22 protein-coding genes are annotated in these 26,449 nt (G+C 49.9%); 4 read left to right on the top strand and 18 right to left on the bottom strand.

Annotation, left to right across the window (positions count from 1 at the left end):
• Positions 1 to 24: 24 nt before the first annotated feature.
• From PRIO_RS34885 to PRIO_RS16455, 6 genes are all read right to left on the bottom strand, one after another.
• The gene (locus tag PRIO_RS34885) at positions 25 to 336 is read right to left on the bottom strand and encodes a helix-turn-helix domain-containing protein (protein WP_167345631.1); all 312 of its coding nucleotides are present in this window, start codon (positions 334 to 336) and stop codon (positions 25 to 27) included.
• Between the two features lie 17 nt (positions 337 to 353).
• Positions 354 to 929 (bottom strand): RNA polymerase sigma factor, encoded by a 576-nt coding sequence (locus PRIO_RS16475; protein ID WP_046503534.1) that lies wholly within the window; start codon positions 927 to 929, stop codon positions 354 to 356.
• A 248-nt stretch (positions 930 to 1,177) separates the two neighbouring features.
• Positions 1,178 to 1,612 carry an SRPBCC family protein gene (locus PRIO_RS16470; protein ID WP_020433152.1) on the bottom strand — a complete coding sequence of 145 codons (435 nt, stop codon included), beginning with the start codon at positions 1,610 to 1,612 and terminating at the stop codon, positions 1,178 to 1,180.
• Positions 1,613 to 1,709: 97 nt separating this feature from the next.
• Complete coding sequence (locus tag PRIO_RS16465; RefSeq protein ID WP_051010698.1) at positions 1,710 to 2,342, bottom strand: GNAT family N-acetyltransferase; 633 nt, start codon at positions 2,340 to 2,342, stop codon at positions 1,710 to 1,712.
• A 122-nt stretch (positions 2,343 to 2,464) separates the two neighbouring features.
• Positions 2,465 to 4,393: a threonine--tRNA ligase gene (gene thrS / locus PRIO_RS16460; RefSeq protein ID WP_046503531.1), complete on the bottom strand. Its 1,929-nt coding sequence runs from the start codon at positions 4,391 to 4,393 to the stop codon at positions 2,465 to 2,467.
• Between the two features lie 452 nt (positions 4,394 to 4,845).
• A complete protein-coding gene (locus PRIO_RS16455; protein ID WP_020433145.1) occupies positions 4,846 to 5,544 on the bottom strand; it encodes an HAD family hydrolase in 699 nt (232 codons plus the stop codon).
• 168 nt (positions 5,545 to 5,712) lie between these two features.
• Between PRIO_RS16455 and PRIO_RS16450 the strand changes: the two genes are divergently transcribed.
• Both PRIO_RS16450 and PRIO_RS16445 read left to right on the top strand, forming a co-directional pair.
• Positions 5,713 to 7,602, top strand: a complete 1,890-nt coding sequence (locus PRIO_RS16450) for a PAS domain-containing hybrid sensor histidine kinase/response regulator (RefSeq protein ID WP_020433143.1) — start codon at positions 5,713 to 5,715, stop codon at positions 7,600 to 7,602.
• Between the two features lie 152 nt (positions 7,603 to 7,754).
• On the top strand, positions 7,755 to 8,948 hold the full coding sequence (locus tag PRIO_RS16445; protein WP_046503528.1) for a macrolide family glycosyltransferase: 1,194 nt from the start codon (positions 7,755 to 7,757) through the stop codon (positions 8,946 to 8,948).
• 29 nt (positions 8,949 to 8,977) lie between these two features.
• Here the strand turns inward: PRIO_RS16445 and PRIO_RS16440 are convergent, their stop codons facing one another.
• From PRIO_RS16440 to PRIO_RS16405, 8 genes are all read right to left on the bottom strand, one after another.
• Positions 8,978 to 11,908 carry an insulinase family protein gene (locus tag PRIO_RS16440; RefSeq protein WP_020433139.1) on the bottom strand — a complete coding sequence of 977 codons (2,931 nt, stop codon included), beginning with the start codon at positions 11,906 to 11,908 and terminating at the stop codon, positions 8,978 to 8,980.
• Positions 11,909 to 11,976: 68 nt separating this feature from the next.
• Complete coding sequence (locus PRIO_RS16435) at positions 11,977 to 14,115, bottom strand: S-layer homology domain-containing protein (protein ID WP_046503525.1); 2,139 nt, start codon at positions 14,113 to 14,115, stop codon at positions 11,977 to 11,979.
• A gap of 272 nt (positions 14,116 to 14,387) precedes the next feature.
• On the bottom strand, positions 14,388 to 15,746 hold the full coding sequence (locus tag PRIO_RS16430; RefSeq protein WP_046503522.1) for a glycoside hydrolase family 64 protein: 1,359 nt from the start codon (positions 15,744 to 15,746) through the stop codon (positions 14,388 to 14,390).
• Positions 15,747 to 15,989: 243 nt separating this feature from the next.
• Positions 15,990 to 16,502 (bottom strand): peptide-methionine (S)-S-oxide reductase MsrA, encoded by a 513-nt coding sequence (msrA, locus tag PRIO_RS16425; RefSeq protein WP_020433127.1) that lies wholly within the window; start codon positions 16,500 to 16,502, stop codon positions 15,990 to 15,992.
• Between the two features lie 294 nt (positions 16,503 to 16,796).
• On the bottom strand, positions 16,797 to 17,801 hold the full coding sequence (locus tag PRIO_RS16420; RefSeq protein ID WP_046503519.1) for a Gfo/Idh/MocA family protein: 1,005 nt from the start codon (positions 17,799 to 17,801) through the stop codon (positions 16,797 to 16,799).
• A gap of 37 nt (positions 17,802 to 17,838) precedes the next feature.
• Entirely contained in the window at positions 17,839 to 18,927 is a 1,089-nt protein-coding gene (locus PRIO_RS16415) for a Gfo/Idh/MocA family protein (protein ID WP_020433121.1), read from the bottom strand.
• Positions 18,928 to 18,996: 69 nt separating this feature from the next.
• Positions 18,997 to 19,761, bottom strand: coding sequence for a sugar phosphate isomerase/epimerase family protein (locus PRIO_RS16410; RefSeq protein ID WP_046503516.1), 765 nt, complete (start codon positions 19,759 to 19,761; stop codon positions 18,997 to 18,999).
• Between the two features lie 34 nt (positions 19,762 to 19,795).
• Positions 19,796 to 20,959 (bottom strand): Gfo/Idh/MocA family protein, encoded by a 1,164-nt coding sequence (locus PRIO_RS16405; RefSeq protein ID WP_020433116.1) that lies wholly within the window; start codon positions 20,957 to 20,959, stop codon positions 19,796 to 19,798.
• 161 nt (positions 20,960 to 21,120) lie between these two features.
• Between PRIO_RS16405 and PRIO_RS16400 the strand changes: the two genes are divergently transcribed.
• Entirely contained in the window at positions 21,121 to 21,945 is an 825-nt protein-coding gene (locus PRIO_RS16400) for a helix-turn-helix domain-containing protein (RefSeq protein ID WP_020433114.1), read from the top strand.
• A gap of 93 nt (positions 21,946 to 22,038) precedes the next feature.
• Entirely contained in the window at positions 22,039 to 22,893 is an 855-nt protein-coding gene (locus PRIO_RS16395; protein ID WP_020433112.1) for an SDR family oxidoreductase, read from the top strand.
• Here PRIO_RS16395 and PRIO_RS16390 read toward each other — a convergent pair.
• From PRIO_RS16390 to PRIO_RS16375, 4 genes are read right to left on the bottom strand one after another with little or no spacing between them, the layout of a single operon-like run.
• Positions 22,871 to 23,926 carry a sensor histidine kinase gene (locus PRIO_RS16390; protein ID WP_046503511.1) on the bottom strand — a complete coding sequence of 352 codons (1,056 nt, stop codon included), beginning with the start codon at positions 23,924 to 23,926 and terminating at the stop codon, positions 22,871 to 22,873. The genes PRIO_RS16395 and PRIO_RS16390 overlap by 23 nt on opposite strands.
• Before the next feature lie 13 nt (positions 23,927 to 23,939).
• Positions 23,940 to 24,635, bottom strand: a complete 696-nt coding sequence (locus tag PRIO_RS16385) for a response regulator transcription factor (RefSeq protein WP_020433109.1) — start codon at positions 24,633 to 24,635, stop codon at positions 23,940 to 23,942.
• Complete coding sequence (locus tag PRIO_RS16380) at positions 24,632 to 25,273, bottom strand: phosphatase PAP2 family protein (RefSeq protein WP_020433108.1); 642 nt, start codon at positions 25,271 to 25,273, stop codon at positions 24,632 to 24,634. The genes PRIO_RS16385 and PRIO_RS16380 overlap by 4 nt, the downstream gene beginning before the upstream one ends.
• Positions 25,270 to 25,854, bottom strand: coding sequence for a class I SAM-dependent methyltransferase (locus PRIO_RS16375; RefSeq protein WP_020433107.1), 585 nt, complete (start codon positions 25,852 to 25,854; stop codon positions 25,270 to 25,272). The genes PRIO_RS16380 and PRIO_RS16375 overlap by 4 nt, the downstream gene beginning before the upstream one ends.
• Positions 25,855 to 26,449 lie beyond the last annotated feature (595 nt).

Below are 26,449 nucleotides of genomic sequence, written 5' to 3'. Positions count from 1 at the left end.
AACAATGATTCTATTACTTTTTCTCTATGTGGAAATGAGAATATATCCTACTCCTCTAACGGAAATTAAATTGTTCGAAGTAGATTTATCTTCTATCTTTTTTCGAATCCGTGACATATGTACATGAAGCTCATTTGGCGTAATCGGTTCTGTTACAAAAATAATTAACTCACCATATGTCACGATATGCCCTAATTTTGACACAAGGCAAGTAAGCAAGGATGTCTCTATTCTCGATAATGCACATGGCAGGTCATGATTTACAAAGATTGCTCTATCAAAATCAACATAACAGTGGTCTCGAAGGAATGTCACATTTTTAATATTTTCGCTCATCGTTAACCTCCTTGTTTTCATAATTTTCTCCCCTTTGAAAGAAGCTTATTTTTTAGCAAATCTCTGGCTCTGTGAAGTTTCTGCCGCACTTTTTCATCGGTTATATGAAGCTCTTGAGCAATTTCATGATAGGACAAACCAAATTTCCAACGCAATTCAATAAGAAACCGATATTCCGGCTTCATCTCACTCAGATATTGTAAGATTTGCTCTTCGAGTAATTTTGCTTCGATTTGGCTTTCAACTGACTCAGCGGTTCCACTAGAAGCCGTTTTAATAAAAACTCTATCAACGTCAATATTGTGACGGCTATTCTTTATTTTACGCAAATAATTTAATACCAAATTACGAACAGTTACTTTGATCCATCCTATTAATTGTCGTTCGTTCTCTACGTCTGGAGACTTATAGATCGTTTTCAAAAAAGCTTCCTGAATAATATCTTCGGTAGCATGATGATCATGCGTCACATAAAAAATTGATCCGTAATTCAGATCATAAAAAACATGGAAAATTTCTTCCTGTATGACTGGATTTAAAGAAAAGAAGCGGGAAGACTGAATAAGCAGCAGCTTCCCCTCTGTTTGATCCATACTATAGACCCCCATTTTGTCATACAAACAAATTGAACAATTTTGAACCGCATACTTCAATAAGAGTTTTATATTTTATTCCATTTATGAAATATAGATACAATTCCATCTTAAAGTTTAATCTATGTCTATTCTATAGGGCAATAAAAAATAAAACGGACCTGTAAAATTACTTTTAAGTAATTTCACAAATCCGTTTTGATGGACCCTGGTGAAGGGTCTGGAAAACAGCCACCAAATAAAAATCTTTATTTTTCTGCAGCAGCTTCCACATATTTTTTGAAATTATCCTGAATCGCCTGCCACCCGGCTTGCTGCATCTCAACGGGGTTGGTCTCTTCCGCTTCGAATGCTGTGATGATCTTGGTATCATTGCCTTGGCGGACAAAATCGATCTTCACTTTTCTGCCGTCGGCAATCGTGTAGGAGATGCTCTCGTTAATGGTCACATTGTCGTATACTCCGCCGAAATCAAATCCAAAGCTACCGTCCTTGGCTTCCATTCTGGAGAGGAATTTGCCACCGGGTTTCAGATCATTCTCGGCATATGGCGTATGCCAGTCGTCGGAAGCTGTATTCCATTTCGTAATATGCTCCGGCTCGGTCCAATATGTCCACACGCTTTCAACAGGAGAATGAACGACCGTTTCCAATGTTATTGTTACCGGCTTGCCTGTTTCCAATTATATAACCCCCTTGATGTCTGAGATTCACAACCTGCTTACCATTCTAGTATAACCTTAATGCTCTCCTGAAATTTCTTTTGGATTGCTGTGATTCTTATTTCCCGCCCGCATACTTTTCGTTAAGCAAGTAGTGCAGATTCGCTTGTACCGCAGGCCATTCGTCGTCAATAATGCTGTACAGCACATTATCCAGAATGCGGCCTTCCGCAGTGATCCGGTGTTTGCGCAGCACGCCTTCCTTCACCGCACCGATTCGTTCGACCGCCTTCCGGGACCGCTCATTGTCCCCCACAACGGTAAAATTCACCCGGATCAGACCTAGGGTTTCAAAACAATACTGCAGCAGCAGTGATTTGGATTCCGTATTGACTGCTGTTCTCCAGAACTGCGGGGAGATCCAGGTGCAGCCAATTTCCGCGTTGCGGTGAGTGAGGTCAAGATGCATAATCCGTGAGGTGCCGGCGATCCTGCCGGTAGATTGCTCTACCATCACAAAAGGGAGCTCGCTCCCCTTCGCCTGATTGGCAAACGCCGTATCCAATAATTCTTTTACTTGTGCAGCAGAAGTAATTTTGCGCCAGGTATACTCCCAAATCTGCGGATTACTAAGCAAAGCCATCAGTTCACCTTGATGCGCTGCTTCCATAGGGACCATTCTGATAAAAGTGCCGTTAAGTTCATGGACGTTGTTCGAAATCACGAGGCTGCCTCCTATAGATGTATTCATTCAAATTATAAAATACTTATAATCTCCCTGTCTGCCTGATTCATATAAAAGAACAACCCCATTTATGTAAAATGGGGCTGCACCTGACTTGTCTGCTGTCTGCATATTCTACTGTCTACATTTTAATGAAGAAACTCTTCATTTCTTGCCGCGTTCTCACTGACAATCTGCCGGACAAACTCAGCTATGCTCATGGCTCCGGCATCGCCGGACCCGCGTTTTCTTACAGATATAGCGCCTGAGTTTTGCTCCTGCTCACCGAGTACAAGCATATAAGGCACTTTCTCCAGCTGGGCTTCCCGGATTTTATAGCCTAATTTCTCATTCCTCAGATCAAGCTCGACACGGATTCCGGCATCCTGCAGCTCTTTTTTCACCTGGAAGGCGTAATCTGCATAGTGGCTGGAAACCGGCAGAAGCTTGACTTGCACCGGGGACAGCCACAGCGGGAAAGCACCGCTGAAATGCTCCGTCAGAATTCCCATAAAGCGGTCGATCGAGCCGTATACCGCACGGTGGATGACGACAGGACGGTGTTTCTGGCTGTCTTCACCGACATAACTCAGATCGAATTTCTCAGGCATCTGGAAATCCAGCTGAATCGTTCCGCACTGCCAGCTTCGCTTCAGCGCATCCTGAATGTGGAAGTCAATCTTCGGCCCGTAAAAAGCCCCGTCCCCCGCGTTCACCCGATAGTCGATTCCGCGTCCATCCAGTACGCTTTGGAGCGATGCTTCCGCCTGATCCCATAACGCTTCCGAGCCCATGTAATCATCCGGCCGTGTAGACAGCTCCACCTTATATTCAAAGCCAAATACTTTGTAGACGTGCCCGATCAGGTCCATAACACTGGCGATTTCCTCTTCAATCTGCTCAGGAAGCACGAACAAATGGGCATCATCCTGACAGAAAGTCCGCACCCGCATCATTCCGTTCAAGGCTCCTGAAAACTCATGCCGGTGTACCTGGCCAAACTCCGCCATGCGTATCGGCAGCTCCCTGTAGGAGCGGAGGCTGTTCTTGAAGATCAGCATATGTCCCGGACAATTCATCGGTTTCAATGCATATTTCGTTTCATCCACCTGTGTAAAATACATGTTGTCCTTATAGTGGTCCCAGTGTCCTGACTGCTCCCACATCCGGTTGTTCATCATCAGCGGTGTGCGGACCTCATCATAATCCCGCGCCCGCTGCAACCCGCGCAGGAAGTTCTCCAGCTCGGTACGGAGGACCATTCCCTTGGACAGATAAAAAGGCATGCCCGGCGCTTCCTCGGAGAACATGAACAGTCCCAGTTCCTTGCCCAGCTTGCGGTGATCACGCTTCTTCGCTTCCTCCAGCATGTGCAGATGCTCTTCCAGCTGCGCTTTTTTGTAAAACGCCGTTCCGTAGATCCGCTGCAGCATGGGATTATTGGAATCCCCGCGCCAATAAGCGCCCGCGATGCTCAGCAGCTTAAAAGCTTTGATCTGGCCCGTGGAAGCCACATGCGGACCCCGGCATAAATCAGTGAACTCGCCCTGCTCGTACAGGCTGATCTCTTCATCTTCCGGCAGACCGTGAATCAGTTCCACTTTGAGCGGCTGATCCAATGCTGCGAACAGCGCAATGGCTTCGGTGCGGCTGACTACCCGCCGGACAATCGGGAGATTCTCCCCGATGATCTTCTGCATTTCCTGCTCAATGGCTGCGAAGTCATCTGTGGAGAGCGGCCCGTCCATATCGATATCGTAGTAGAATCCATCTTCGATTACCGGACCGATGCCCAGCTTAACTTTTGATGAACCGTATATGCGTTGGATGGCTTGAGCCATTAAATGTGCTGTACTATGCCGCTGGATGAACAATCCATCCCGGCTGTCGGCCATTACGATTTCAACGTGACAGTCGTGATCAATCCGTTGATGAAAGTCAACGAGTCTGCCGTCGATTTTACCGGCTACTGCGTTTTTTTTCAGGCTTGTACTGATGGATTCTGCTACTTGGGCAATTGTGGTGCCGCGTGCGTACCTCCTAATTGATCCATCCGGCAGTGCTACATTGATTTCCATGATTGTGGCCTCCATTTCTTCGTGGTCAACTCCTAAATTGAACGCAAAAAAAACGCATCTCTCCCGAAAAGGGACGAGTGCGTTTTGGCTCGTGGTTCCACCCTAATTTGACCTGCAATGACCGACCCCCCGGCTGTTCGGGCGGAAGATCATATGCTAGATCCTCATTGGTATCCGGTATCGGGGATAAGACGGTAGCATTTACAGCTCCCCTAACAGCAGGAAAGGTTCAGTGCCACGGCTGCAAAGGGGTAACATCCTGCCGGTCTCTGTAAGAAGCTCTCACCGTTCACTTCTTTCTCTGGCCAGTCCGCTTAGGATATCATGTCTTTGGTCATCGCCTTGATTATGGTGTTGCTGGTTACATAATACTTAACTCTCTGTGAAAATGTCAACCGTTTTGGAAAAAACAGTTTTCTTATCATGCAATGAACAACTGGAGCATGGATTCATTACCGGTTTCTCTGCGCGTCAACAATTCCTTCGTGAATATGTAAGATAATATCACCTATATCTTTCACATTTCGTGCAATATAATCCGCACCCGCACTTTGCAGTTCTTCCCTGGACCCATAGCCGATGAGGACGCCGACTGAGGCGACGCCGCAGGCCCGGGCCCCGATGATGTCATGCTCACGGTCCCCGATCATCACCGCGGTTCCCGCTGCAATCTGATGCTCGTCCAATACGTGTTGGATAACCTCTTTCTTCTTGGAGCGCGTACCGTCCAGGTTGCTGCCTGCCACATGCCTGAAATATTGATCCAGCCCGTAATGGCGGATAATTTCTTCGGCAAACACCGTTGGTTTTGAAGTGGCCACGTATAAATCAAAGCCCCTGCCCTGCAGCTCCTCAAGCAGCTCCGGGATTCCCGGAATCACCGCATTCTCGAACATCCCCAGCGTGCTGTAGCGCTCGCGGTAGAATTCAACTGCCTGGGCTGAGCGCTCTGCCGTAAAGCCTTGGATTTCCATAAAAGAATCGTATAATGGCGGTCCGATATAAGGCAAGAGCAGGTCAGGATGCTCCACGGCAATATTGAATTTGCCCAGCGCGTACTCTACGCTTTTGGTAATGCCTTCTTTGGGGTCGGTTAACGTTCCATCCAAATCAAATAAAATACTTTGCAATCTTTCCATGTCTTCCGCCATGCTCCCTCCACGTTCAATTGCTGCCTGCGTCTATTTCACAGCTTATACAAGCATACCTTCGTTTCCCCATACTTTCCATACATTCCGCCGAAATGTTCACGGCCCTGATTCAATGGACGAATGACGGGGTATACTATTCCGTTATTATCTGATCTGTGGAGGCGAACCATGCAACGTGTAAACTTGGACCAAATCACCTTTAATCAGCAAATATATGACCATGCTTCCTTTGGAATTGCCCTTGTTTCGCCGGATGGTTTGATTTTGACCGTAAACCCTGCCATGGAGCAGATGCTTGGCTATACCAGAGCAGAGTTTGACGGCAGGAGAGTAGGCGACTTCTCTCATCCGGATGAAGCAGTCAGAGATATTGGCAGTCTAGTGGCAGGTATGGAAATTGGGAGTAATGAAATACAGCTTGAAAGACGGTATCTCAAAAAAAATGGCGAAAACATGTGGGGACTGCTCTCCTTTAAGCGATTCCATGATGAGGCGGGTCAGCTGGTATATTACATTGGCCAATTAATTGATATAACAAGACAAAAAGAATCGGAGCGACGGCTCCAAGAGTCTGTCGAGCGCTATAATTCACTCAAAAAATATAACCATGATGCCGTGATCTCTTTTGGCCTGGACGGGCGCATTATCAATGCTAACAATATGGCAGAAAAGCTGACCGGTTACCACATCGAAACGGAATTGATCGGCGCGGAGCTTGCGAAACTGATTGGACAAGCGAATGTCGGCAGAATTCTTGAGAAGGCCATTTACGACGATTCCGTTGAACATGATATTGACATCCTCGTTACCAAAGAGGGCAGCACGGTGGAGGTGCTTACCAGCATAGCCCCGATTTATGTAAGCGGACAAAATATCGGGTTTTATCTGATTTGCAAGGATATCTCTGAGCAGAAACAGCTGCTGCTTGCCAAGGAGACTGCGGAGGCCACCAACAAAGCCAAAAGTGAGTTTTTGGCCATGATGAGCCATGAAATCCGCACACCCATGAACGGGGTAGTCGGCATGACGGATGTTCTGCTGGACATGACAGACCTGACTAAAGAGCAGAGAAGTTATGTTGAGGTAATCCAGAAAAGCGGTGATATCCTGCTCAATATCATCAATGACATCCTGGATCTCTCCAAAATCGAAGCAGGCCGCTCTGAGCTTCAAGAGCATAATTTTGATTTGCGCAAATGCATTAAGGACAGTTTTTCAGTTGTTTCCAAGAAAGCTGATGAAAAGAAAATAGAACTGTCGTACACTGTCAATCACGATGTTCCTGACTATATCTATGGCGATGCCGAGCGGCTGAAACAGGTGCTGCTGAACCTGCTGGGCAATGCTGTAAAATTCACTTCCAAGGGCAGCATAGCGGTAAAAGTGCGGCTGCTGAAGGAAGAAGCCTGCAGGTTGGCGTTTACCGTTACAGATACCGGCATCGGAATAGATCCTGACCGGCTTGATGACATTTTTGAGCCATTCGCCCAGATTGACAGTTTTATGTCCCGAAGCCACGAAGGCACAGGCCTTGGTCTGGCGATCAGCCGCAGAATTGTTGACATGATGGGCGGCGAGATTTACGCTGAGAGTGACGGCAAACACGGCTCGTCCTTTACTTTCACCATCCAGTTTAAGGAGGCTTCGCAGATCCCCCGGGAACATTTTTTTGAAGAGATGCTGCATAACACCGGAAAGGTTAACATTCTGCTCGCAGAAGACAATGCCATCAACCAGCTGGTAATGACCAAAATGCTGGAAAAATTGGGGCACCGGGTGACCACCGTCCCCAACGGCAAAAAGGCGATTGAAGCCGCCCGCAACCAATCGTTTGATCTCATTTTCATGGATTTGCATATGCCGTTTTTGAACGGTCTGAAGGCATCGCAGATCATAAAGGAAGAGCTCAAAGATAAGTGTCCCCGTATTATCGCGGTTACGGCCAATGCCTTAAAGGGAGACCGGGAAAAGTGCCTGGAGGCAGGGATGGACGATTACATCAGCAAGCCGGTAAAACGGGAAACCCTCATCAAGATCCTGCACCAGCTGAAAAAATAGATTATATTTTCCATTATTTATGATATTATATACAGTGGATTTTATGTTCGGATTACGAGCGTAAATCCACTGTTTTTTATGGTTATTGTACGGAACATAGCACCCTGCTCTTACACAATTTAGAGAAAAATATACCCAAAGGAGTGGTAGAAATGGCACGTGTGTTATTTATTAATGGCGGATCAGAAGGACATATCAACCCGACTATTGGTGTGGTGCAGGAGCTTATTTCGCGTGGCGAAGAGGTAGTATATTTTTGTATTGAAGCTTACCGCGAGCGCATAGAGAAGACAGGAGCTTCAGTACGGACAATTGACGATCAAAAAATCATTAATGCCTTCATCTCAGGCGGAAGAAATTATTTGCCCGAAAGAATTAACGGTCTTTTACTTACGGCGGATATCATCATACCAAGTGTTCTGGAACAGATTGCAGGGGAGCATTTTGATTACATCATCCATGATTCCATGTTTGGCTGCGGACGTATGCTTGCGCAGATTTTTGAGCTTCCCGCAATTAACTCCAGTACATCCTTTGCGCAGACCCAAGCATCCTTTGATAAAATGCTGGAACAGCCCTCTATGAAAATCCCTGCAGAAATAGCTAAGCCTATATACGATAGATATCACAGCCTGACGGCAATGCTGAAGGAAAAATATAAGGTGGAGATTCATTCTCCTTACGAAGTTTTATGTAATCCTGCACCCCTTACAATTGTTTATACAACCAGGGAGTTTCAGCCTGATGGTGACGCATTCGATCAAACTTATAAATTTGTAGGTCCCTCCCTCTCCTCAAGAAACACTCAAGCACACTTCGACTTTTCCGCAATCCAGGGGAAAAACCCTATATACATTTCACTGGGTACTGTTTTTAACCAGGCCATGGATTTCTACAAGCTTTGTTTTGAGGCGTTCGGGAACACTGATCACACTATTGTCATGTCAGTCGGGAATAAAACCCCAATTTCTGATTTAGGGGAAATCCCGAAAAACTTCATTGTTCAAAATTATGTTCCGCAAACTGAATTACTGAAGCAAATCTCATTATTTATTACACATGGTGGAATGAACAGTACCCATGAAGCTCTCTATTACGGGGTTCCGCTGGTCGTAATCCCCCAGAGTGCGGATCAGCCGATAGTTGCCGGGCGAATCGCCAGCATCGGAGCAGGCATTGCCTTGCAAATGCAAAGCTTGACTGCAAATGGGCTGCGTGAAGCGGCAGAGCAAGTGCTGAACCACCCGTCATACAAAAAAGCAGTTGACAATATGAAGGCATCCTTACAACGATCTGGTGGATATCGCCAGGCTGCTGATGAGATTATCGCCTTCTTGGGGCGATAGTCGTAGGCGTATAAACCCTATTTCATCGGTTATTTCACCAGTTCCTCCAGACTGCCAAATATAGCTTGTGCCGGTTTCATCTTGGAGTCATTGCCGACCACACTGAAAAAATTCTGTTCCGTCACCGTCTTCAGCAGTCGGGCATAGTGCCTGATATCTTCCGGTGTTGCCGAGAAGATTTCATTCCGCTCCTGCTGCAGCTCTTCTACGGTAATCTGTTCAAAATAATGCCGGTCCGCCCGCCGCCGGAGTGCGCTGGGACTGAGCGGCTGTTCAAACATCGCCAGGGTGCCGATGATCGCCTGGGTCATCTCCTCCTCATCTGCTTCAAAGCTTTCGGCATAACGGTAGGCCTGATCGTAGACCTCCAGCGTCTCCTGCAGATTCGGGTCCCTGTAGGATGTGAACAAAAGCACCCCATCTCTGCGCAGGAGCAGGTTCCCGCCATAAGCCCCGCCTTTTACCCGCACCGTGTTCCAAAGGTATGTGAGGCTGAGGATTTTTTTGAGAACCTGCATCTTGCCTGAATAGACAAAACCAAGCTTGCTGAAGTCATACCCCTTAACCACATACTGCACCTGGCTTGCGGACATAAATCCTTCGTTACCGGCGTGATTCTGCGCCTTAAGCTTAGGTTGTGGCTCCACCTGCTGGTCCTGGATGTCCAGTTGGGCCAAATGTGCAGCAAATTCTGCATAGATATCTGAGGTTCCAGTCACAGAAAGCGTTAAATTCCGCTTATTGAACAAGGCTGCACAGATCCCCTTTAGGGTGTCTGAGAGCTGTTCGGCCTGAAGATCTATTCCGTCTGCAAGTTCCCGGATAAAACGGTAATAAGCCACTCCGCCGAGCTGTTCTTCGTATGCTCCCATATCGGAGAAGTAGGATAGCAGACGGCTGGCTGCGATTTCATTGCCTTTCTGGTTCAGGACCGATTCCATATGCGAAGCTTCCCGGCGGACGATTTCCTGCAGCTTGGTGAAGTTATCCAGATTGCTGCCGTAGAGCAGCTCATGAAGCAGCGTCAGCGATTCGCTGATGCTGCCTTCCATTACTTTTATGCGTGCGCTGAATTTGGGCTGATAGCCTGCATGCGAATTTTTATTCGCTCCAAACACCTCATTCTGAAAACGAATCCCCCCGGTTTTGATCCCGATTTCACCCGTGAGTTCTTCAATACTGTAAGCGGCGGTCTCCAATTGGCCGAGCGCTCTCGCCAACAGCACGAGATAAGGAATCTGTTCCGCCGCAAGAACTCCCGTGTCCCAATATAGCTTAATATAGGCAATTTTGTTTGTGAGAATCTCATGGTGAATCAGCTTTATCCCTTCCAGCATGTACTCCTGTGTATGAACTTGAGGAGGAACGCTGCGGTTAATGTCCTGAAGAGACAGCTTCGGGAGCTTGCGCAAATCCTCGGCCGCATCCGGACGGCTCTGCCGGTCCAGCAGATTCTGTGTACGCTGAACAAGCTGCCCAAGCTGTTCCGGGGACAGGGATGCCTTATATTCGGCAAGCTGCCGGCGGATGGACGTTTCCTTTTCGGCTGCCAGGGCAGCAGATGGTTGGAGTATTACTACACTGCAGTGGTCACTGTTCAGCAAATAGGTTTCAATCAGCCGCTCAAAATAACGGTCTGCACATTGTTCCCGGATGGAAGCAAACACGGCTTCATACTCCAAATGGGTTGCTGGTGAGCCATCGTACAGCCAGGACTTCATAACCTCAATATTATAGGTCAGCCCTTTCGGGTATTGGATAAAGTCTGCTTCACGCAGTTCAAATTCTTTGCTGTTGACCGCAGCCAGCACCAGCTTCTCATCCAGCCCGTCCGCAGCAAGGCGGCTTAATGTAGTTCGGATCAGGTCCAGAAAAGCATCCTTAGCAGAAGGATTGGAATGGGTTAATGTAATCCCCAGCAGCGGCTGGATCATGCTGTCGGAATAAAAAGCGAAGACGTCTTTGCCCAGACCGCTTTCGAGCAGCGCCCTTTTTAGCGGAGCCGCGTTGCTGTCCATCAGCATGTTTTTCAAAATAGCAAAGGCAAGATTCAGTTCCCGGTCCAAGGCTGTTCCGATCACATAGTTCATGCTCAGATAGGTCTTGTCAGCAGCGGTTTCGGTTTCCAGAATGGGGTATTCCGCCGTAAGCTCCGTCATTCCGGTCGGCTGCTGAAGAGGAATGGCGGTATCGAAATCATCGCGGTTGTACGATTTTAGATATTCCTGGTGGATGAACTCCAGCCGCTCTTCGATATTAACGTCTCCATACAGATAAAAATAGCTGTTGGACGGGTGGTAATATTGGCTGTGCGCAGCAAGGAACTGCTCATAGGTCAATGCGGGAATATCCTGCGGATCTCCGCCAGAGGAATACCGGTAAACCGTGTCCGGGTACAGCGACTTTTTGATCCGGTCTATCAGTACCGTAACCGGCGAGGAATAGGAGCCTTTCATCTCGTTGTATACCACGCCTTTGTAGATCAGCTCATCCTCCGCATGGTGCAAATCGTAATGCCAGCCCTCCTGCTCAAAAATCTCCTGCTGCCTGTAGATATTCGGTTTAAACACACTGTCCAGATAAACCTCCATCAGGTTGGAGAAATCCTGGTGATTCCGGCTTGCCACCGGATACATGGTCTTGTCGGCAAACGTAAATGCGTTCAGAAACGTCTTCATCGAGCTTTTAAGCAGCTCCACAAACGGCTCCTTTACCGGATATTTATCCGAACCGCACAACACCGAGTGCTCTAGAATATGAAAGACTCCCGTACTGTCACCGGGCGGAGTCCGGAAGCTTATGCTGAACACCTTGTTGTCATCTTGATTCTGTACAAAAAGCAGCCTCGCGCCGCTTGGCTGATGCTCCATCGTGAATACGGTGGATTCAATTTCCCGGATATATTCCTCATGTACGACTTGAAAACCGGAATAGATCTGGCCTGTTTTTAAGCTGCTCATAGTGTTCCCTCCTATTTAGGGCTGTACCCGACTCCATGAGCTTATCATATTCCGGGTTGCCTATACCATCAGTAGAGAACTTCCGGTATCAATTTCTGCACTCTGACCAAGATTGCCGCGGCCTGTTCACGGACCAGCACCTGCTTGGGATGAAAGCTGCCGCCGTCTCCGGTCATAATCTCATGTTCGTTCACCGCCTGAATCGCCTGGCGGCTGTCCTGCGGCAGAGTCGATGTGTCACCAAACTTCACGCGGCCGGCACTTCCGTAGGTGGATAGACGCGCGGCCTTAGCTACCATAACTGCCGCTTCTTCACGCGTAATGCCGCGGTCCGGTTCGAACTTGCCGGAGGAACGGCTTACAATGCCCAGTTCCACAGCCTTGGCGACAGTGCCGCTGTACCATTTGCCCGGCTTAACATCCGGGAAGCCGGATACCGCCTTGTCCTCAGGAAACTCACGCAGCAGACGCAGAAGCAGGGTCAGGAATTCGGCCCGGGTCAGCTTCTGCTTGGGAGCCAGCACGTTCCCGCTTGCACTGACACCTTGAATGTAGCCATTGCTCAGAGCCGCAGCCATATCTGAACGCGCCCAGACCGCGACTTGCTTCGCGTCGGTAAAAGTGTCCAGCTCCGGGGCGGCAATATGCAGCGCAACCGTTCTTTTCACGATGCCCGGAGCTGCATCCTTGCGGTATTTCGTAATTTCCACAGGATAGACGCCGGGCTTCATACCGGTAAAGGACACTTTTCCCGCGCTGTCGGCTGTTTTGCTAATCCCTTGAAGCGTCACAGTGACCCCCCAGGCCGGGAGGCCGCCAAGCTCGCCGTCCGCTTTTTTGATATACAGGTCAAACGGGGTATTGGCTGCCGGAAAACCGTTCATCTTCTGGCCATTCTTAAGTTTCCATTCGCTCTGTATTCCATCAACAAGCTCCATATGATCCGCATAGTAGACCAGCAGCTGATCTCTGTCACCTAGCGTCAGCCTGCCCATGCTCTTATGCGCATTTAACCATGAACTGCCGTTGAATACAGCCAGTCTCCATTCTCCCTTGCCGTTGTAACGTCCGTTCTGAATACCCTCGATAGCCGTGAAGGCCGGCCGGGCCGAATCTGTATTCAGCTTATAAGACAGCCCTTTATTCTGTAAAAATGCCGTTGCCGCCTTCAGCGCGTCCCCGCTGGGGACATAACCCGCAGCAAGGGTGCTTCCCGGCCCTTCGATATAAATGGCAGCCTGGCCTTTATCAGCTTGGTGCAGTCCGCTGTACAGCAGGCCCGCCTGCTTGGACAGCAGCTTATATGAGGTCAACGCCAGATACGCCTGCGCAGCAGCCTGAATGTCGGCGCCACCGCCTGCGGTCTGCGCAAATCCTCCATCTGGAAGCTTCCGGGACAGCAGATGGTCCAGAACGGAGGTGCCGCCTTCAGCAGCAAAATCTGCTGCATCTATGCCAAGTGAGGATAGAGCAACCACTACCTGCGCCGTGGTCGTCGTTTTCCCGTCGAAACCGCCATCCGGCTGCTGTTTGCCTTTCAGCCACAGCAAGGCAGACTGCACCGGCCCCGCTGTCTGCTCTGAACCGAGCTGCGGGGCTAGTGCCGTGAGTACCCAAGCTGTAGCTGACGGATCTCCCTGCGTCTGTCCGGCCAAGGGCCAGCTGCCATCCGCCAGCTGCATCTTCAGCAGCTGATAGAAGAGCATATCGGGATAACGGTTGGTCCGCTCCAACGATTCGGAATAAGAATTGTCCGATGTCACATACGCGGCGGCTACCGCAGCGGCCCCTTCCGTATCGATCCCTGAATGGTTCATGAGGAAAGGATACAGATCGATGCCGGCAATATTGTTGATGCTGCCGCCTGCAGCGCTGTATGCCAGGGCGGTACGGGTCAGGTCCGTCACCTTCGCGAACTTGCCCCGCTGCGCCAGAATCTTGTCTGCGGTCTGCTCCAGATATCCCTTGGGCAGACTGGCCCCATTCTTGGCGAAGCCCGGAGCAGCCTCATCCGGGAAGGGCTGCCGGGACAGCAGTATGCCCTGTACTCCTTCCAAGGCGCGCTGCAGTTCCGCTGTGATTACGGCGGTCGTCTTCTTGCCCGCTGCCGGCTCAGCCGTAACTGTACCGTTCAGCAGTACAAGTAACAGGCATAGTGCCACAAGTGTGCTTTTTGTAAGGATATGTCCTAATCGCTTTCGTACCATCTTCGTTCCTCCAGTGTCTAATTTCTAATTGTCTTAACAGTGTAGACGCTGTGAAGTGGTATTTTGTTCCACGGGCAAGTGGAAATTGGCAGTAGAGAATGTCCAATATGAGTGAATAATGAATAGTAAAACGCCTTTGGTGTCACATCCTCTTCCACAGCCTAACAGCCCCGGCAGGCTAGACCCTGCCGGGGCTGTTGGATAAGTGTCAAAAGTGAACCAGTCTCAGCTTGCCATAATGCGTGGTGCGTGCACTGTGCGGAATACGCTTTTTACCAGGCGACACGGATAATCAGACCTTTGGGATCGCCTACCTCCAGGTAGGCAGCTTGGCCGTTGACATCATCATACGGGAAACCGTAGGCCAGGCCGTTAATGCTATGGTCATGCCAGAACTTCGCATAATAGTTGGCCGGAGCGGCTTTGTAATAGTTGGCGACATTATTCCAGTTGCTCGTTGTATAGACATGGCGGTTGATCGCAGCAGCCGTTGCGGCATCGGTCAGCGCTCCGTCGCAGCGGAGAATATCCTGGGTGTTGTAGCTGGAATAACCGGCGAAATAGTTGGCATTGGCTCCGCCAGCAGCAAAAGATCCATGTATCGGTGCCAGAATCCGGTAGGGTGCCTGATCCGTAGCTAACGATTTGAAGGCGGACGGCACCTCGTTCTGATATTTTGTAAATAATCCGGCACGGGTTTCCGATTCAAATTCCCCTACCGTTTGGTCAAAAGACCCCGACATGTTCACCAGCCGGTGCTGAATCGGGAAGCCAAAGCCGTCAACGCGGGTAGTATTCCCATGGTAACCGGCGTCATCGACTGTAAATTCCACAAAATCAAAGTAGATGTTGCGGTTCGGATCAGTCGGATTATCGACGTTCGGTCCGGCGAAGCCGTCGTTATACGTCTTGATGTACAGTGGTGTGCCTACACTGAGGAACATTCTGCCAGAGGTGATTTTGGGCAGGTTGACCCAGGAAGCTTCGCTGACCTTGTGGTAAATGTTCGCATAATTCACGCCATTTTTGGTCAGATGTCCGGAAGCGTCGTTCAGAGCCGTGGAGATCGGTACAAGATTCCCGTTCAGATCCAGATAACTCCATTGTTTGTTGACCGGATTAATCCCCAGAACCCCCCAGTAGATCTGGCTGTCGGGATATGCCCCGCCGGTCCCATTCATTACTTTTACGGAGATGGAGCCGTTTGGCGCAACAGGAATGGATGAGGCTGGAATAGAATAGATCGAACCAGAGGGATTCGAAGGCGGCGTGGTCGGTGTTGGCCCTGCATTGTAAGTGAACCAGCCCGTGTCATACGCAGGCGTTCCATTATTGTAGGTGAAGAAATAGGTGAGGGCCGTGCCGCTGGCAACACCCGTCACCGCTTGTTCATAACGGGCTTTGCTGCTGTTGTACGCCATGCGGAGATTCAGCTGTGTGCCATTGTTAACCTTGTAATGCACATCCACCCAACTTGTGTTCACGGTGGATTTGAACCAGATTGTTGCCGTGGTACCCGACAAATCGACACCTTGCGTGTAGTCGGCGGCCTCAGCCTTGGAGCCGAACAGCGGGAAGCAGGAGATCAGCAGCAGGAGCGCGAGCACAGACATTAGCCATCTTTTTCTCATCGCAATCTACCTCCATTAAATGGTTTAGGTTCAATCACGCACCATAAATGTATGCGTTTTCAACTATGATTATAGTATTCCTGCTGCCCTTTTAGTAGGATCAGAATTTCGGTTTTTGTCCCCATATTTTGGGTGAAACGATTTGATAAAGAGGATTACCGTCACTTTTGCTGCAAAAAAAGAAAAAAGCCTTAATTCTCCATAGCCCAGGAGTCTTAAGGCTTTTATATCGTACTTTTACTTTTACCAATGCTTCGCAATAAAGGTGTCGCGTCCGGATTGCTCGCGGTCCTCTTTATAGTGCTTCGGATTCTTTTTGTGATAGTCCTGATGATATTCTTCCGCCCGGTAAAAGCGCGGCGCCGGCAGAATTTCCGTCACCACCGGACCCTCAAATCTCCCGCTGGCCGCAACCTGTTCGCGGGAAGCCAAGGCGGCCAGGCGCTGCTCCTCATTATAGTAGAATACCGCTGTACGGTATTGGGCGCCTCTATCCTGAAACTGTCCGCCGTCATCCGTCGGATCGATTTGCGGCCAGAACAGCTCCAGCAGCCTGGAGTATGGGAACACGGCCGGATTATAAGTGATCTGCACCACCTCATAATGACCTGTCGTTCCGGTTTTGACCTGCTCATATGTCGGGTTCTCTACCGTTCCCCCGGCGTAGCCGGAGACAATCCCATGAATTCCGGGCAGCTCCTCAAAAGGTGTCACCATGCACCAGAAGCAGCCTCCGGCAAACATTGCCTGTTCCATAACCTGTATCCCTCTCCCTGCCTATCATCTGCCAAACTATATAAGTTGAACTTTAGTTATACATTGTGGGGTATAGTCGTAACTGCGGGGAATGTTTGGACTTCCAGCCGCTGTTGTCCCCAGATTTCTTGATTGGAACCGCCTTTTTGCGGTTGAAATCCGGTGACAAAGGCGGACGCTTCCGCTCTTCCAGTTCCAAACTTCCCCTCCGCACTTCTACCCTTTTTATGGATTTTTTAAGTTCATCTTATATAGAAACGTATGTTATGAAGATAAGGCTAAATGTGCCTGAAGTCAATTTGAGGAATTCACTGCAGTTGAATAAATGCCGGCAATAACCTCCAGCGCCTTGATCCCCTCGCCCGCGTCAATCCAGAATTTCCGCCCTTCTCTGACGTGCTTGTAAAAGTCCAGGATTAACCGCTGATGGCTGGTTCCCCAGTAGGATTTGCCTTCAACCGCCGTGGATACGGGCTCAGTCAGCAGTGTTTCATGGCCGTCTTTCCAGAGATACAGGCAGTCCCGGCGCAGAAGGAGCGTGCCTTGCTCAAAGACAAACTCCATTTCTACCGGAGAATTCACGCAATACGCATTCGTACCATAAAAAAGTCCCCGGACATTATTCTTGAAAATAATGCAGGCATGTGCCGTATCCTCCACTTCGATGACTTCATTCAGCACATCGGTGGTCACACTTCCGGTGACGGAAGCAATCTCGCCCCCGAACCATTGCAGCAGATCAAGGGTATGGATTGTCTGATTAATCAGCACTCCGCCGCCTTCGGTAGCCCATTTACCCCGCCAGCCGCTCTCCGTATAATAGTCTTCGCTCCGGTACCAGGTTACAATCCCCTTCATGCAGATGAGCCGGCCCAGAATCCCGGAATCAATGGTCTCTTTGATCCGGATGGAAGGATTATTGTAACGGTTTTGAAAGACAATGCCCAGCTGTCCCTGGCTGGCCGCCGCCACTTCCTGGATACGCCGGGCAGAGGGAACATCCAGTGCGATGGGCTTCTCTGTTAGAACATGATGGCCTGCTTCAAGAAACTCCGCTGCCATCGGTGCATGCAGATGATGCGGCGTGCATAGATGGACAATGCCGATATCCGTTCTCCCCAGAAGCTGCTTGTAGTCTGTTAACGCCTCACAGCCGTAATTCTCGGCTGCTTCAGCTGCCTTTACAGGATCTGTGTCGGCAACGGCCACCAGCCGGGCGCCTTCCATGGATTGAATCGCCTTGGCGTGCAAGGGAGCAATTGCCCCGCACCCGATGATGGCTGCTCCTATTGTGCTCATCCAATTCACCTTCCGCTTTGATCTGTCTTCTGACCGACTATCTGAGTATATCCGGGGTGAGGTTCAGCGCCTGGGATTGCGCCGTAAGACACAGCTCCGCAGCTTTGAACACATGGGCCTGGGTCATCGCCAGCTCAGTGCGCTCCAAGCAGTCCAGAATCAGTTCTCCAAAGAAAGGAAAACCTACCTTCCCGGCCACCTGCTCATAATGCTCGCCTTCCCCATCCACCCAAAATACATGATCCGGTGTGTTCGACCGGGCAATATCGCTGTATTTGCGCAGCTCCATGTACCCTTCGGTTCCCATAATAATGGTCCGGCCATCTCCCCATGTGCCCAGCCCCGCCGGGGTGAACCAGTCCACGCGGAAATATTGGGTCGTACCATTGTCGCCTACCAAGGTCGCATCGCCGAAATCCTCCAGCTCCGGATAGGCCGCGTTATTGTAGTTGGCAACCTTGCTGTGCAGCACTTTAGCATCCCGGCAGTTCCCATAGTAGAGGAACTGCTCAATCTGGTGGCTGCCGATATCACAGAGGATGCCGCCGTACTTCTCGCGCTGGAAGAACCATTCAGGACGGCTAGGCGCATTTAGACGGTGCGGTCCCATCCCGATCAGCTGCAGCACCCGGCCGATAGCTCCCTGACGGATCAACTGCCCGGCGTAGACCGCACTCTCCACATGCAGCCGTTCGCTGAAGTAGCACATATATTTACGTTTGGTCTTCTCTGCCTGCAACCGTGCCGCTTCAAGCTGCTCCATCGCGGTAAACGGGGCTTTATCCGTAAAATAATCCTTCCCGTGGGCCATTACACGCAGGCCCAGCGGCCCCCGCTCGGAAGGCACCGCCGCTGCCGCCACCAGGCGGACCTCCGGGTCTTCAAGCACTTCTTCTGCAGTTCTGGCCACCCGGACCCCCGGATAGGCGGCGATAAAGGCTTTGACCTTTTCGGGGTCAGGATCATATACCCATTTCAGTTGCGCACCGGCTTCCACCAGCCCGTTGCACATGCCATAGATGTGACCATGGTCCAGCGCGATTGCTGCGATTACGAATTCATCTGGCCCAACCACCGGTTTGGCCTCATGCTTGGGCGCATAATTCATTCCGTCTTTGCGGCTCATTCTTCAGTCCCCTCCCGTTCTGAATAAGTTGAACTATAGTTTTACATTGTGGGGTATGGTCTTAGATAGTTATAGCAGTGTGTGCAGATAGTCCAGGCTGATCTTCAGGCTCTCGAACGGATCGCGGCGGCAGACATCCTGCTCAACGACAAACCACTCGACTCCGGTCTCACGGCAGGCCTCAATAATCGCCGGGTAATTCATATTTCCTTGGCCGATCTCGGCAAATTCCGCTTTCCTTGCAACTACCGCCATATCCTTCAGATGCACAACCCGCATTCTGTCCTTGACCCTGTGAATCCAATCTACCGGACTTCCCCCGCCGGCCTGAACCCAGTAGAGATCAAGTTCGAAATCGAACGCCGCCGGGTCCGCTTCCTGAAGCAGCACTTCAAGTCCGGTGACACCGTCCAGACGCTCGAACTCAAAATCGTGATTATGATAAACGAACTGCAGCCCGTGCTTCTGCTTCAGAACAAGAGCGGTTTCGGAGACCTTCTTGGCAAAGGTGCGGTAGCCCTCCTGACTAGTCTGATACTCGCCCGGCAGCGCTCCAAGTCCGACATATTTGCAGTTCCAGAGCTTATGTTCAGCGGCCAGTGCGTCAAGATCATTCACCAGCCTATCCCAGGGGATATGTGTCGCACAGATCACAAGCCCGGCTTCATCTGCGTATTGCTTCACCAGCTGCGGGTCAATCGGGCCAATACCCGAAACCTGCACTGCCTGGTAGCCGATGTCCTTCACTTTAAGAAAGCTCTCCCGCAGCCCTTCCGGGGTCTGGGTGAATTCCCGAAGGGTATACATTTGCGCAGCAATCGTTGACGTCTTCATAGGTTATTTCACTCCCTGATCAGCTTCTAAATTCTTAATGAGTTCCGGTTACATTCAGCGTTTTTTGCACAGTTGTATCCTTCTGGAAGGTGGAATTTTGCACTTTTTCCATCAGCTTCTCATGGAACAGATCACTGTCAATCGGCAGGTCCACCCAGTTGTCTGTCCATGCGGACAGATACATGGCGTTCGAAAGCGTTAGTCCATGGATGCCTTCTTCCCCCGGCGCCAGCAGGGGTTCATCATACAGAATAGCGTTCGTAAAATTGCGCAGGATGCCTCTATGCTGCTCGCCATCCCCTTTTGTCACCGGAATCTCGCATTTCCAGCATTCAGGTGCTCCGAAGCCGCCCTTATATTCAGCATTGAAAACCGGCTCCGGTGTGCGCAGCCGCCAGAAGGTCAGGGCGCCGTCCTCGACGAGGATTTTTCCGTTATCGCCCGTAATTTCAAAGCGGTTTGTCCCCGGGGCTTCGCCGGTCGTCGTAATGAACAAGCCGGTGGCTCCGTTCGGATACTCGACATAAGCGGTTACATCATCTTCGACCTCAATGTTCCGGTATTTGCCGAAGTAGCAAAATGCCCGGATGCGCTTCGGCATCATCCCTGTGGTCCACTGCCAGAGATCCAGCTGATGCGGGTCCTGATTCAGCAGCACCCCGCCGCCTTCTCCGGCCCAGGTAGCACGCCAGCCGCCGGAATCATAATAATTCTGCGATCTGTACCAGTTGGTGATAATCCAATTTGTGCGGCGGATTTCGCCAAGCTCGCCGGCCTGAATCAGCTCCCGCAGCTTTTGGTAAAGCGGATTCGTCCGCTGGTTGTACATAATGCCGAATTTGCGGTCCGATTTTGCTGCGGCTTCGTTCATTTCCTGGACGGCTTTGGTGTGCACCCCGGCAGGCTTTTCAATCAGAACATGAAGCCCATAGCCCAGCGCCTCGATCGCGAGCGGCGGGTGGTCATAATGGGGAGTTGAGATTAATACAGCATCAATCGTCCCGGATTGAAACATCTCTGCTGCTGTACTGAAATGCTTCACCTTCTCCGGCAATTGTTCCGATGCCCATTCCAGGCGCTCAGGACTGATATCGCATACCGCAGCCAGCTCGGCTCCCTTCACATCATCCAGCAGACTCAGGGCATGGGCCCGGCCCATATTCCCGATGCCAATAATTCCATAACGTACCTTTGCCATCTCCAGAATCACTTCCTAAAATTCAGTTTATGATATGAGGATAACCTTAATCTCTGGGTGTGAACATGACTGGAATTAAGGACTATTTGTATATAATTAAGATGTATTAGTTAAATGAAAGCGGTATAATAGAGTGAATCCCTTTTCAAAGGAGCTGCACTATGGATCACTTCAATACGCCGGGGCGGCTGCTGCAGAATTTGAATGTTACCGTAACTTATGCCCAGCTCAGCACGAAGTATCCCGGCTGGAACCGCACGAACGAGACGCCTTCCTTCAACCGGCTTTATTTTATTGACCGCGGAGAAGGGAAAGTGATCATTAATGGGGTGGCCTATTATCCCAGGCCGGGGCAATTAATGATTATGCCAGCCGGCTCCACACAGACAACGGAAACGTCGCCTGATAATCCTTATGCCCGCTACTTTTGCCATTTCGATGCCCATATTGGCGAGTGGCCGCTGTTTCATTCTGCGAACAAGCTGTATATCAGCGATGCGGCCGACCCGGATGGGGTCCGGGCGGTTTTTACCGAAATGATCTCACTGTTTCAGGATGACAGCTTCCTGTCCAAGATCCGTCTCCAGGCGGGGCTGCTTACTCTTCTGGCCTTGTGCCTGGAGGCTGGCGGCTACTCTGATTTCATAGATGAGCTGCTCCATTCCAGTGATCAGCGCAAGCTTGCCCATGTGCTTGAATATATTGACCAGCGGCTGATGCGGCCGCTTGAGGTCGAGGAGCTGGCGGAGCTGGTGCATCTGCATCCGAACTATTTCATCCCGTATTTCAAAAAATTCATGGGGGTAACTCCTATGCATTATGTACAGCTCAAACGGATGGAGCTCGCCAAAAAACAGCTGTCCTATACCAGCTTCAGCATCTCCGATATTGCCGAGCAGGTGGGCTTGGAGCTGGCGCATTTCTCAAAAACTTTCAAAAAAACAACCGGAGTCTCCCCCTCGGCTTACCGGAACAGCACGCGGTAAACTCAAATGGGACACTAAGCAATGCTACAATAAACCACAAGTCATCCTGGGAAGCGCTATAGCGCAGTACCCTATAGAAAGGAAGTGCCGTTCATGGCCAAATTAGCCTTGCAGCCTGCACTTGCAGGCAAAGTTGCTGTCATTACCGGAGGAGCAGGTGTCTTAGGCGCCGTTATGGCCCATGAACTGGGCCGCCAGGGAGCGAAGGTCGCCATTCTGAACCGGACCGCGGAAAAAGGCGAATCCCTTGCTGCCGGGATAAACGCAGCCGGAGGCCAGGCCGTTTCTGTGGCCTGCGATGTTACAGAAGACAGCAGTGTGCACCGTGCCGCTGCTGAAGTCCTGAACCACTGGGGACCTTGTGATCTGTTAATCAACGGGGCCGGGGGCAACCAGCCGTCAGCGGTCACAACGAAAGAAATCTTCACGGAAGGCGATCTGGAGAATCCGGAGATCACCTCCTTTTTCGAGCTTTCTGCCGCCGGCTTCCTGCAGGTCATGGACCTCAACCTGATTGGCACGCTTATTCCAACGCAAATTTTTGCCAGGCAGATGCTCGGACGCCCGGGAGCTTCGGTGATTAATATCTCTTCCATGAGCGCCGCAGCGCCAATGACCAAAGTCCCTGCCTACAGCGCTGCGAAGGCGGGCGTCAACAACTTCACACAGTGGCTGGCTGTCCATCTGGCCGAAGCCGGCATCCGGGTCAATGCCATTGCGCCGGGCTTTTTTCTCACGAAGCAGAATGAAAAGCTGCTCCTCCGGGAAGACGGAGAGCTAACCGAACGTTCGCACAAGATCATTTCCCAGACCCCGATGCGCCGCTTCGGCAAGCCGGAAGAGCTGCTGGGTACCCTGCTCTGGCTGGCGGACGAAAGCATGTCCGGTTTTGTAACAGGGATTACAGTGCCGGTAGACGGCGGATTTATGGCTTATTCGGGGGTATAGCCCCCTGGAGAAGGGATAGCTGAAAGGTGAAATGTCCGCCGGAGTGTTCACATTCCAGCTCTCCATGGTGAAGATTGGCAATGCTTCGGGCAATGGAGAGTCCGAGCCCGGCACCGGCCGGAATGTGATCAAGGCTCTGTGAATGGCCCGCTCTATAAAAACGCTCAAAAAGTTGTCTCTGCTGTTCTTCTGTAATCGGATCGCCGTCATTTTCAACACAGATCCGTGCGGTATCCTTTTGAAGCCGGAGGGACACTTGAATGACTCCTGGCTTCAGCGAGAACTTGAGTGCATTAATCAGCAGATTATCTATCGCTCTTTTAATCATATCCGGATCAATCTCGGTAAGGAGGGGAGTTGTTGGGAGGTTTGCTTCCAGCTGTACCTGGTTTTCTTTGGCTAGAGGTTCCATTTCAACCAGCAGCTGTCTCAGCATCTCCCCCAAATCAACGGTTGTGGTCTGAAGCTGCAGCTCATGTGTGGTCAGTCTTGTATATTCAAATAAATCGTCAATCAGCAGCTTGATTTGCAGCGCTTTATTATAGGTATTGCCGATAAAACGGTCATGCTCTTCCTGGTCCAGGTAGGCTTTGCCTTTCAGTAAATCAAGATAGCCGATGATGCTGGTCAGAGGCGTTCTCAGATCGTGGGAGACTCCGGTTATTAATTCCAGCTTAGCTTGCTCTAGCTGCCGTTCACGGCTGATCTGCATTTCCAGTTTCTCGGCCATGCTGTTAATGTTGCTTGCAATTCCGCCCAGTTCATCTTTTCTCAGCTCAGTGATCCGGTAGTTCAGATTGCCCTGCGCAATGATCTCCAGCCCGGCGGTCAACTTGAATACGTAACGGATGATATTCCGTGTCAGCAGGAAAAAGAGGCAAGACGCCGGTACGGCAAACGACAGAATCACAATAACCAAATCCAGAAAATAAATAGTGGTTCGCGGAACAAACGCAGACACCCCTATTCCAAAGGCGATACTAATATAAATGAATAGGATCAGCCGTATGCGCATATTATGTGTGCCGGACATGCGTACTTGCCTTCTATTTTTCAATTTTATATCCTACTCCCCATATGGTTTTGATGTACCGTGGTTCTCTGGGAGAAATCTCTATTTTCTCACGGATATTGCGGATATGAACCATCACTGTATTTTCCGAGAAATATGCCGTATGATCCTTCCAGACACTCCGGTAGATCATATCCACACTAAATACCTGCCCGCAGTGTGAAGCCAGCAGCTCCAGGATGGAAAACTCAATTGGAGTTAACGAAACCTTCGAACCCCCCACCTCAACGGAATGCCTGCTTTTGTTGATAACCAGCTCGCCAATGCGGATTTCCTCAGTGTTGTCTTCCAGGGAGGCCAGCAGCTTTTGCCGCCTGATTTGAGCCTTTACTCTTGCCATCAGCTCCAGCGGATTAAACGGCTTGGTGACGTAGTCATCAGCCCCTACTGACAATCCCGTAATTTTATCTAAAACCTCTTCTTTCGCCGACAGCATGATGATCGGAATATCATATTTCGCCCGGATCTGCAGACAGGCGGCAATCCCGTCCAGGCTGGGCATCATGATATCGAGCAGAATCAGATGGATCTGATTGTGCTGAAGGATGTTCAGCGCCTGCAATCCGTCCCCTGCCTCCATGACAACATATCCTTCGTTACGCAAGTAGATATGCAGCACGTCCCTGATCTCGCTGTCATCATCGACAACCAGGATGTTGACTTTTTTCACTCTGAAGGTCTCCTTTTATGAAGTGTAAAAGCCTTGCTGTTAAACAGCGTTTTTCCCGCAAAATGAAGAATTTCTGCTAACGCAATCGCCCCGGCGGCATCAAGCAGCACATGCTGTTTTACGAAAAGGGTTGAACAAATAATAAGCCACGCGCAGAAATATACGGCTGCTTTGAATGTCCGGGAAAAAGCTGCGTGCCCTTGCACACTCTTGATCATTAAATAGCTGGTAAAGACATGAATGCTAGGAAAGCAATTAAACGGCTGATCATGGCTGTAGACCCATTCGACTAGGTGAATGAGTACTCCGGAGGAACTGAGCTGCGGCCTCGGAACTGTGGTCTGAAACTGTAAATAAATCATATAACAAGCAACCAGTCCTGTACATAATGTGACCAGTGTTTGTCCGAAGCTCTTTTTGTCTTTGAAAAAATGCAGCAGCAGCATCCCCGTAATAAAAACATACCAAAAGATATAGGGAATAATAAAGATGGGGATAAAAGGAATCTGTCTATCTATATCCGTAACCAGGCTGTTCACTTGCCCTCCCCCATGATTCAAGGTGACATAGAAAATATTTAAGGCCGGAATGGCAAGCAGCCACAGGAGCGGAAGATACGCATGTATTTTACGTCTCATAAGTCTGCTCTTTTCTTCCGGCATACATATACGAAGGCAGGCGGAAGGTTCCGGGGAACAAAGCAGATCCGCTCTATTACAAAATGCTGCTCCAATTGTTTTTTCATTTGTTTGCTGTATTGAAAGGCAATAAATAAGCCGTCTTCCTTCAAAGCGCTTAGAATTTGCTCCATAAGCAGATCCCTCATGCTTTGCGGAAAATTGAAAAAAGGAAGGCCGCTCAGGATGCAATCCAGCGGTCCGCTGTTCTCATTATGCAAGGCCAGTTCCAGTTTGCAGCAGTCCGGATAGCAGGTATAGCCGGGAAAGGCTGTCTGCAGTCTTTTCCGCAAATATGGATCTTTTTCAAACAACATCACCTTAGTGCCGGCTGGCGCTGACTTTTGAATATACCTTGAAATAGCTCCAGTCCCTGCCCCAAGTTCGGCTACACCCTGAATCTGATGCCATGGAACATGCTTCGTCATCACCGCTGCCAATTCTGCGGAGCTTGGTGCAAGACTGCCAACTTGCCTTGGAGACTGCAAAAATTTATATAAAAATACCGCTCTCTCTTCGAGCCACCCGCTCATTTTCATCATTTTGGAATACCCCCTTACTTGATTGTTCCTAGCTTACCTGAACAACCTTTAGAAAAAGTTTGGGGGATTCTGAATTTATTCTGAAGAAATATACAGCAATCGGGAAGAAATGCGGCTTAGGCCTGCGGGTGCTCACGCACCGACCGATGGGGATTCAACAACGGTAATTCTGCCGTTGTTTCCGGGGCAAGCCGCCTGGTTCAGACCAGTAAGTGGAAAAAGGGAACCTATTTCTCCTCAAAATCCGAAATTGTGAGATTTAGGTGGAAAAAGGGAACTTAATTATGCGATATCACCCTACCTGACCCGAAATGGGCCGAATTAGTGATACTTTTTCCACTTAACCTGTATAGCGCATGGTGTTCAGGGAAATTAGTGGTACTTTTTCCACTTAACCTGTGGGCGGGGGTACTCAAGCAAATTAATGATACTTTTTTCCACTAACTCACTCGCAAGCAACTCGAAAACATACATTCTACTTAACTTACTATCTACTTTACTCACAGACGCCAGCCCGAGAAAGTACCTACGATTTTTACGCCAACTTCTCTTGCGCCAACTTCTCTTACACCAGCTTCTCTTACAACAACTTCTT

The sequence above is a fragment of the Paenibacillus riograndensis SBR5 genome, from assembly GCF_000981585.1.
Lineage (GTDB): Bacteria > Bacillota > Bacilli > Paenibacillales > Paenibacillaceae > Paenibacillus_AQ > Paenibacillus_AQ riograndensis.
This window is presented reverse-complemented; position numbering and strand designations above follow the sequence as displayed.